The following is a 9,315-nucleotide window of genomic DNA, read 5'->3' on the forward strand; positions in this document are numbered from 1 at the left end:
GGGCCGCCCTTTGTGGGAGCGGGCTTGCTCGCGATTGCGGTGTGTCAGATAAGTATTTTCAACTGACACACCGCAATCGCGAGCAAGCCCGCTCCCACAGTTGATTTTTGTTGGGCTAGCTTGCGGCGATCAGTTGGCGCGCCGCCTGGCTGTGATCGGCGATCAGGCCTTTGAGGTCGAGGCCTTCGATCTGGCCGTCGATCACGCGCCACTTGCCCGCCACCATCACCCGGTCCGCGCGGTCGGCGCCGCACAGCAGCAGCGCTGAAATCGGATCGTGGCTGCCCGAAAAGCGCAGCTCGTCGAGCTTGAACAGCGCCAAGTCAGCCTGTTTGCCTACTGCCAACTCACCAATATCGGTACGACCGAGCAACTGCGCCGAGCCTTTAGTCGCCCAGCCCAGTACGCCGTCGGGGGTGATTTTTTCTGCGCCATAACGCAGGCGCTGGATGTACAGGGCCTGGCGCGCTTCAAGGATCATGTTCGACGCGTCGTTGGAGGCGGAGCCGTCGACGCCCAAGCCGATCGGCGCACCGGCCGCGAGCAGGTCGAGGGTTGGGCAGATGCCCGAAGCCAGGCGCATGTTCGAACTTGGGCAATGGCAAATACCGGTGCCGGCGGCGCCCAGGCGGGCGATTTCATCCGGGTTGAAATGAATCCCGTGCGCGAGCCAAGTGCGCGGGCCGAGCCAGCCGACGCTGTCGAGGTAGTCAACGGTGCGCAGGCCGAAGCGCTGCAGGCAGAAGTCTTCTTCATCCAGTGTTTCCGCCAGGTGCGTGTGCAGGCGCACGTCGAGGCTGTCGGCCAGTTCGGCGCTGGCTCGCATGATTTCCGGCGTCACCGAAAACGGCGAGCAGGGCGCGAGCGCAATCTGGATGTGCGCGCCGTCGCCACGCTCGTGGTAGGTGCGGATCAGGCGTTGGCTGTCGTCGAGGATCACGTGGCCTTGTTGCACGGTTTGCTGCGGCGGCAGGCCGCCATCGGCTTCGCCCAAACTCATGGACCCGCGCGTGAGCATGGCGCGCATGCCCAACTCGCGCACGCTGTGTACTTGCACTTCGATGGCGTTTTCCAGGCCGTCGGGAAACAGGTAGTGGTGATCCGCCGCCGTGGTGCAGCCAGAGAGCAGCAGTTCAGCCAAGGCGACTTTGGAGGCGAGCGCGAGTTTTTCCGGGGTCAGCCTGGCCCACACCGGGTACAGGGTTTTCAGCCAGGGGAATAATGGCTGGTTAACCACCGGCGCCCAGGCGCGGGTCAGGGTTTGGTAGAAGTGGTGATGCGTGTTGATCAAACCGGGCAGGACTACATGTTCGCGCGCATCGAACACCTGCGCACAGGGCTGTGCGGGTTGTTGGCCCAAGGCGAGTACCTCGGTGATCACAGCGTCTTGCAACACCAGGCCACCCCGCGCGTCGAGGCCATTGGCAGTGAAAATCGCGAGGGGGTTTTTTAACCAGATACGGGTCGCAGGCATTGGCCGGCTCCTCTGAATGATGGGTTCAGGTTTGCCAGCTCAGTGTTGCCCTGTCTGCTGATCCAGGGTCGCCGTTGCGGGCGAGGTGGGTAGTTTAGCGGGAGGGAGCAAGCCCCTCCCACCTTTTTTACCAGGCGATGGTGTCGCCTTTGTAGTCCACAAAGTGATGGCCGCCTTTACCGGTGTAGGCGTTCACCTGATCGATCAGGCCGCGCACGCTGGTCTCGACGTCGATGCTGGCGTTTTCGCCGCCCATGTCGGTTTTGACCCAACCCGGGTGCAATGACAGCACAGTGAGTTTTTGCCCGCCGAGTTGGGTGATAAAGCTATTGGTCATGGAGTTGAGCGCGGCCTTGCTGGCCTTGTACAGCGCCAGGTCGGCGCCGTCCGGGATGGTCACGCTGCCCAGCACCGAACTCATGAAGGCGAGCACGCCGCTGTCTTTGCGGATCTGCCCGACAAAACGCTGGGCCAGGTTGATCGGCGCCACGGCGTTGGTGAAAAACAGTTGGCCGACTTCCGCCAAAGTGGCGTGGCCAGGTTCCTGGTTGGCCGGGCCTTTGACGCCGGCGTTAACGAACAGCAGGTCGAAGGTGTGCTCTTTAAGGCGCTGGCTCAAGGCGATCACGGCTTGCTGATCGTCCATGTCCAACTTCTCGATGTGTACATTACCGGCGGCTTTGAGCGCGTCGGCCTTGCTCGGATCACGCACCGTGGCGGTCACGTCCCAGCCGTCCTGGAGCAATTGCTTGACCAGGCCGAGGCCCAGCCCGCGTGAGGCGCCGATGATCAGTGCGGTTTTTGGCGTAGGCATGAAGGGCTTCCTTTAGAGTCGCAGTTCAGGGGAGAGCAGCGTACAACCATAGCAGCTTCAGCGTTGCAGCAGGATACGTCCACGGCTGAGGTCGGCCAGTTGGGTTTGCAGCGTGTCGATGTGGGCCTCGCCCAGCGCAAGCTGCAGGTCCACGCCATTGGCGGTGAAGGTTTCTTCCACCACCAGCCCGCCGAGTTCGGCAACGCGCAGTTTCAGCAGGTTCAGTTCGGCGAACGCGCAGGCGCAGCTCAGCGGCACGCGGCTGATCAGCTCGATGCGCTCGGCATTTTGCAGGCATTTATTCGCGCCGCCGCCGTAGGCGCGGGCCAAACCGCCGGTGCCGAGTTGGATGCCGCCGTACCAGCGAATCACCAGCACCGCGACTTGATCAAACCCCTGCGCTTCGATGGCCGCAAGGATCGGTCGCCCGGCGGTGCCGCCGGGTTCGCCATCGTCGTTGCTGCGGTACTGCTCGGCCAGCTTCCAGGCCCAGCAGTTGTGCGTGGCGTTGAGGTCGCTGTGTTGCTCGAAAAACGTTTGGGCGTCTTGCGGGCTGGTGATCGGCGCGGCGAGGGTGATGAAGCGGCTTTTGCGTATTTCTTCACGAAATTCGCAAAGGCCGGTGAGCGTGAAAGGCATAAGTCGCTTCGTTTAGAGGGCTGGCTTGATGCCGCAGCCCTTGAGAATGATGTGGATCAGGTTGCTGCCGGCGTCGTCCATGTCTTGCTTGGTCAGCTTGGTGCGACCGGTGACACGGCAGATCTGGGTGGCGAAATCGGCGTAGTGCTGGGTGCTGCCCCACAGCAGGAATATCAGGTGTACGGGGTCTATCGGGTCCATCTTGCCGGCGTCGATCCAGGCTTGAAACACTGCCGCGCGCCCGCTGAACCAGGCGCGGTAGTCCTGGCTGAAATATTCGGTGAGGCATTCGCCGCCGCTGATGATCTCCATCGCGAAAATCCGCGAGGCCTGTGGCTGGCGCCGCGAAAACTCCATCTTGGTGCGGATGTAGCGGGTGAGCGCCACGGCCGGGTCATCCTCGGCGGTCAGCGCGTTGAAGGTGCTGTCCCACAGTTCGAGGATATTACTGAGCACGGCGATATACAGGCCGAGCTTGTTGGTGAAGTAGTAGTGCAAGTTAGCCTTGGGCAGCCCGGCACTCGCAGCAATGGTATTCATGCTGGTGCCTTTGTAGCCGTGGCGCGCGAACTCGTCTTCAGCAGCCTGCAGAATCGCTTGTTCGTTCTTTTGCCGAATGCGGCTGGCGGGTTTACCGACGTGGTTGCTGTGGGCAGGAACTTCGAGGCTCATGTGAGGTTTCCGTGCTGATCGATAGAGACGACGTGTGCACAGATAACTCACCCTCAAGCCTCAGACAAGTCCCGATGCAATAAAACCGTTAAAGCGGTTCCAGTGTGTCGCTCTCCGCCGCGTGATTTGCGGCAGCGGCGGTGGTTTTGGTTTCAGGCAGTAACAGGCACAACACGATGGCGGTGATGCCGCCGCTGGTGATGGCGGAGTCGAACAGGTTCTGCACCAGGCTTGGCATCAAATGCAATAAGTTCGGTTGTGCGGCAATGCCCAGGCCGACGCCGAACGAGGTGGCGATGATCAGCATGCTGCGCCGGTCCAGCGGCGCTTGGGCGAGGATGCGCACACCGGCCGCGGCCACGCTGCCGAACATCACCAACGTAGCGCCGCCCAATACCGGTTTGGGGATTTGCTGCAGCACGGCGCCGATCAACGGAAACAAACCGAGGCCAAACAGCAGCACGCCGATATACAGGCCGACGTAACGGCTGGCCACGCCGGTGAGTTGGATCACACCGTTGTTCTGCGCGAAGGTGGTGTTGGGGAAGGCGCTGAAGGTGGCCGCGATCATGCAACTGACGCCATCGCCGAGAACGCCGCCCTTGAGCCGGTTTATATAAGAAGCGCCGCTGATGGGCTGGCGCGCGATCATGCAGTTGGCCGTCAGGTCGCCGACGGTTTCGATGCTGCTGATCAGGTAAATCAGCGCGATCGGCAGGAAGGCGCTCCAGTCGAAGCTGAAACCAAAACGAAACGGCATCGGCAGGCTGATCAATGGCACATCGGGCAGCGCCTGGGGCACCAGTTTGCCGCTGAACCACGCCGCGAGGCTGCCCAACGCCAGGCCGATGATGATGGCCGAGAGGCGCACCCACGGGGTGTTTGAGCGGTTTAGCAGGATAATGGTCAGCACCACGAACAGGCCCAGCGCCAGGTTGATCGGCGCGCCAAAGTCGGGCGCATTAAAACCGCCGCCGAGGTCGGTGATGCCGACTTTGATCAGGCTGATACCAATCAGCGTGATCACAATGCCGGTGACCAACGGCGTAATCACCCGGCGCAGTTGCCCGATAAAGCGGCTCAATACGATTTGTACCGCCGCGCCGAAAAAGCACACGCCAAAGATCATCGCCATGATGTCTTCCGGGCTGCCGCCGCGTTGCTTCACCAGAAAACCCGCTGACAATACCGCGCCGAGAAACGCAAAGCTGGTGCCTTGCAGGCAGATCATCCCGGCACCGATACCAAACGGCCTGCGCGCCTGGATGAACGTGCCGACGCCGGAGACCATCAACGCCATGCTGATCAAGTAAGGCAGATGGGCAGTCAGGCCCAGCGTAGAGCCGATGATCAACGGCGGGGTGATGATGCCGACGAACGCCGCCAGCACATGCTGCAGCGCGGCGAGTACCGCGGGGATCGGTTTTGGTCGGTCGTTGAGGCCGTAGATCAGGTCGCTGGGGCTGGAAGATTCTGGTGGCATGGCGGGCAAACTCGAGGCGGACAATTCAAGGTGCGTGGTGCCTTGCAAAAAGCTGTCCAGTTGCTCAAGTTTTTGTAAGAGCCCCGCGCTAACGCGTTGACGCCAGGCTTTCGAGAAAGCTCTCCAGCACCAAATGAGGGCGACGGCCCTTGCGCGTGACCGATGCGAGGCTCAAATCGTAAAAACGCGTAGCCGGTTTCAGCGCGCGCAGTCGGCCTTGTTGCACCCACAGGCTGGCGTAGTGGTCGGGCAGGTAGCCGATGTAACGGCCAGTCAGAATCAGAAACGCCATGCCTTCACGGTCCGACGCGCTGGCGGTGCAATTGAGCGCCTGGTAGTGCGCCTGGACCTCGGCGGGCAGGCGGAAGGTCGGGGCGATGGCGTCCTGGCTGTCGACGCGGGTGTCGTCCAATTGCTTATCGTCGGCGTAAAACAGCGGGTGGCCAACCGCGCAATAGAGCAGTGAACGCTCGCTGTACAACGGCTGATATTCCAGGCCGGACAACGCGCTGGCCTGGGGCACCACGCCAACATGCAGGCCGCCGTCGAGTACGCCTTGTTCGACTTCGTTGGGCGCAATCATGCGGATCTGGATTTGCACGTCCGGGCCGCGTTCCTTTAGCTGCGCCAGGGCGTGGGTGATGCGCATATGCGGCAGCGTGACGAGGTTGTCGGTGAGACCGATGATCAACTCGCCGCGCAGGTGCTGGTGCAGGCCATTGACCTCGGTGCGAAAACTTTCCAGTGCACTTAATAGTTGAAGTGCCGATTGGTAGACCTCGCGGCCTTCCTCGGTCAGCGAAAACCCGGCGCGCCCGCGCTGGCAAAGGCGCAGGCCCAAGCGTTGCTCAAGGTCACCCATCTGCTGGCTGATGGCCGAACGCCCGATGCCGAGCACGGCTTCCGCCGCCGAGAAGCCGCCGCATTCCACCACGCTGCGAAAAATGCGCAGCAGGCGAATATCAAAGTCGCTGACTTGCGCCAACGGGTCGGGGCGACGGCTGCTCATAGTTTAGTCAAGGCCTGACTGAAGGTTAGAAGAGTTGCATTTCATCGACTTTATCCGCGTGGCAATTTAGCTGCAACAACGCTTTTTGATTCCCGCCGCTGCCTTTTGCCCCGCGAGGTTTTGCTGATGAACATGCCCGAAACCGCACCATCGTCCCTGGCCAGCCAATTGAAGTTGGATGCGCATTGGATGCCCTACACCGCTAACCGCAACTTCCAGCGTGACCCGCGCCTGATCGTGGCCGCCGAAGGCAGTTGGTTAACCGATGACAAGGGCCGCAAGGTGTACGACTCGTTGTCGGGCCTGTGGACCTGCGGCGCCGGGCACACGCGCAAGGAAATTCAGGCTGCGGTCTCCAAGCAACTGGGCACCCTGGACTACTCGCCGGGCTTCCAATACGGTCATCCGTTGTCGTTTCAACTGGCGGAAAAGATTACCGACCTGACCCCGGGCAACCTCAATCACGTGTTTTTCACCGACTCCGGCTCCGAGTGCGCCGACACCGCGGTGAAGATGGTGCGTGCCTATTGGCGCCTGAAAGGCCAGGCGACCAAGACCAAAATGATCGGCCGCGCGCGTGGCTACCATGGCGTGAACATCGCCGGTACCAGCCTGGGCGGCGTCAACGGCAACCGTAAGTTGTTCGGTCAGGGCCTGATGGATGTCGACCACCTGCCGCACACCTTGCTGGCCAGTAATGCCTTCTCGCGTGGCATGCCGGAGCAGGGCGGTATTGCCTTGGCCGATGAGTTGCTCAAGCTGATCGAGCTGCATGACGCCTCCAACATCGCGGCGGTGTTCGTCGAGCCGATGGCGGGTTCTGCCGGCGTGTTGGTGCCGCCGCAGGGTTACCTGAAACGCCTGCGTGAAATCTGTGACCAGCACAATATCCTGTTGGTGTTTGACGAAGTGATCACCGGTTTCGGCCGCACCGGCTCGATGTTCGGTGCCGACAGCTTCGGCGTCACCCCAGACCTGATGTGCATCGCCAAGCAAGTCACCAACGGCGCGATCCCAATGGGCGCGGTGATTGCCAGCAGCGAGATCTACCAGACCTTCATGAACCAGGCGACGCCTGAGTACGCGGTGGAATTCCCTCACGGCTACACCTACTCGGCGCACCCGGTCGCGTGCGCGGCGGGCCTGGCGGCATTGGACCTGTTACAAAAAGAGAACCTGGTGCAGAGCGTCGCCGAAGTCGCCCCGCACTTTGAGAATGCGCTGCACGGGCTGAAAGGCTCCAAAAACGTGATCGACATCCGTAACTATGGTTTGGCCGGCGCGATCCAGATTGCCCCGCGTGACGGTGATGCCATCGTGCGTCCCTTCGAGGCTGGCATAGCCTTGTGGAAGGCCGGTTTTTACGTGCGTTTTGGCGGCGACACCTTGCAGTTCGGGCCAACCTTTAACAGCAAGCCGCAGGACCTGGACCGCCTGTTCGACGCGGTCGGCGAAGTGCTGCACAAGATCGACTGATTTCTCCTTCTATATAGAACAACTTTTCAGGAGCCCTGCATGAGCCTTATCCAGCATTTGATCAATGGCGAGATGGTCACCGAAAACGGTCGCACGGCCGACGTGTACAACCCGTCCACTGGCCAGGTGATTCACCAGGTGCCGCTGGCCAGCCGTGAAACCATTCAGCGTGCAATCGACTCGGCCAAGGCGGCGTTCCCGGCCTGGCGTAATACCCCGCCGGCCAAGCGCGCCCAAGTGATGTTCCGTTTCAAGCAATTGCTGGAGCAGAACGAAGCGCGTATCTCGCAATTGATCAGCGAAGAGCATGGCAAGACGTTGGAAGACGCCGCCGGCGAATTGAAGCGCGGAATCGAGAACGTTGAGTACGCGTGCTCGGCGCCGGAAATTTTAAAAGGCGAGTACAGCCGCAACGTCGGGCCCAACATTGATGCCTGGTCGGACTTCCAGCCGCTGGGTGTGGTGGCGGGCATTACCCCGTTCAACTTCCCGGCGATGGTGCCGCTGTGGATGTACCCGCTGGCGATTGTTTGCGGTAACTGTTTCATCCTCAAACCTTCGGAGCGTGACCCAAGTTCCACGCTGCTGATTGCGCAGTTGCTGCAAGAAGCCGGTTTGCCTAAAGGCGTGCTGAGTGTGGTGCACGGCGACAAGGGCGCGGTGGATGCGCTGATCGAAGCGCCGCAAGTGAAAGCGCTGAGCTTTGTCGGCTCAACGCCGATTGCCGAGTACATCTACGCCGAAGCGACCAAGCGTGGCAAACGCGTGCAGGCGTTGGGCGGGGCGAAGAACCATGCGGTACTGATGCCGGATGCAGACCTGGACAATGCGGTCAGTGCCTTGATGGGCGCAGCGTATGGTTCGTGCGGTGAGCGCTGCATGGCGATTTCGGTGGCGGTGTGCGTGGGGGACCAGGTGGCGGATGCGTTGATCGCCAAATTGGTGCCGCAGGTCAAAGCGCTGAAGATTGGCGCAGGCACCTCTTGTGGTCTGGACATGGGGCCACTGGTGACGGGGCAGGCGCGGGATAAAGTCAGTGGTTATATAGAAGACGGTGTAGCGGCGGGTGCCGAGCTGGTGGTCGACGGTCGTGGTTTGAGTGTTGCAGGGCATGAGCAGGGTTTTTTCCTGGGCGGCAGCTTGTTTGACCGCGTAACGCCGGAGATGCGTATCTATAAAGAAGAAATCTTCGGGCCGGTGCTGTGTGTGGTTCGGGTGAATAGCCTGGAAGCGGCGATGCAACTGATCAACGATCACGAGTACGGCAACGGTACGTGCATCTTCACGCGTGACGGCGAGGCTGCGCGGCTGTTCTGTGACGAAATCGAAGTGGGCATGGTCGGGGTGAACGTACCTTTGCCGGTGCCGGTGGCGTATCACAGCTTTGGTGGCTGGAAACGTTCGCTGTTTGGTGACTTGCATGCTTATGGGCCGGATGGGGTGCGTTTCTATACGCGTCGCAAGGCGATCACCCAGCGTTGGCCGCAGCGGGCCAGCCATGAAGCGTCGCAGTTCGCGTTCCCGAGCTTGTAAGTCGAGCGCTGAAAGCCGGCCCCCTTGGGGCCGGCTTTCGCGTTTCTGCGGGGTTTTTGACCGATATGACAGAAATGTGAAAAAAGGTGTTGACGGCAGATTCTGGACGTCTATAATTCGCCCCACTTCCGGCGCAGTCGAAACGGAAAACTCCTTGGTAAACAAAGAGTTATGCGAGATTCGACAGCGAGTTGCTTCAGTTCATCGAAGCCCAG

General features: G+C 60.9%; 8 protein-coding genes. 2 read left to right on the forward strand and 6 right to left on the reverse strand.

Going from position 1 to position 9,315, the window contains the following annotated elements; genetic code table 11:
- Nucleotides 1-115: 115 nt before the first annotated feature.
- From ACOZK9_RS26495 to ACOZK9_RS26520, 6 genes are all read right to left on the reverse strand, one after another.
- Nucleotides 116-1,474, reverse strand: a complete 1,359-nt coding sequence (locus tag ACOZK9_RS26495) for an 8-oxoguanine deaminase (RefSeq protein ID WP_421556923.1) — start codon at nucleotides 1,472-1,474, stop codon at nucleotides 116-118.
- 127 nt (nucleotides 1,475-1,601) lie between these two features.
- On the reverse strand, nucleotides 1,602-2,288 hold the full coding sequence (locus tag ACOZK9_RS26500) for an SDR family oxidoreductase (RefSeq protein ID WP_421556924.1): 687 nt from the start codon (nucleotides 2,286-2,288) through the stop codon (nucleotides 1,602-1,604).
- A gap of 57 nt (nucleotides 2,289-2,345) precedes the next feature.
- On the reverse strand, nucleotides 2,346-2,927 hold the full coding sequence (locus tag ACOZK9_RS26505) for an IMPACT family protein (protein WP_122249792.1): 582 nt from the start codon (nucleotides 2,925-2,927) through the stop codon (nucleotides 2,346-2,348).
- Between the two features lie 12 nt (nucleotides 2,928-2,939).
- Nucleotides 2,940-3,599: a TetR/AcrR family transcriptional regulator gene (locus ACOZK9_RS26510; protein ID WP_421556925.1), complete on the reverse strand. Its 660-nt coding sequence runs from the start codon at nucleotides 3,597-3,599 to the stop codon at nucleotides 2,940-2,942.
- 88 nt (nucleotides 3,600-3,687) lie between these two features.
- A complete protein-coding gene (locus ACOZK9_RS26515) occupies nucleotides 3,688-5,082 on the reverse strand; it encodes a uracil-xanthine permease family protein (protein ID WP_421556926.1) in 1,395 nt (464 codons plus the stop codon).
- A gap of 88 nt (nucleotides 5,083-5,170) precedes the next feature.
- Nucleotides 5,171-6,091 (reverse strand): LysR family transcriptional regulator, encoded by a 921-nt coding sequence (locus tag ACOZK9_RS26520; RefSeq protein ID WP_058415646.1) that lies wholly within the window; start codon nucleotides 6,089-6,091, stop codon nucleotides 5,171-5,173.
- Nucleotides 6,092-6,217: 126 nt separating this feature from the next.
- Between ACOZK9_RS26520 and aptA the strand changes: the two genes are divergently transcribed.
- Together aptA and ACOZK9_RS26530 are read left to right on the forward strand one after the other, a co-directional pair.
- Nucleotides 6,218-7,567, forward strand: a complete 1,350-nt coding sequence (aptA, locus tag ACOZK9_RS26525) for an omega-aminotransferase AptA (RefSeq protein WP_421556927.1) — start codon at nucleotides 6,218-6,220, stop codon at nucleotides 7,565-7,567.
- 39 nt (nucleotides 7,568-7,606) lie between these two features.
- On the forward strand, nucleotides 7,607-9,100 hold the full coding sequence (locus tag ACOZK9_RS26530; protein ID WP_152748130.1) for a CoA-acylating methylmalonate-semialdehyde dehydrogenase: 1,494 nt from the start codon (nucleotides 7,607-7,609) through the stop codon (nucleotides 9,098-9,100).
- Nucleotides 9,101-9,315 lie beyond the last annotated feature (215 nt).

Origin of the sequence: Pseudomonas kitaguniensis (genome assembly GCF_049199985.1) — a bacterium.
Taxonomy (GTDB): Bacteria; Pseudomonadota; Gammaproteobacteria; order Pseudomonadales; family Pseudomonadaceae; genus Aquipseudomonas; species Aquipseudomonas kitaguniensis.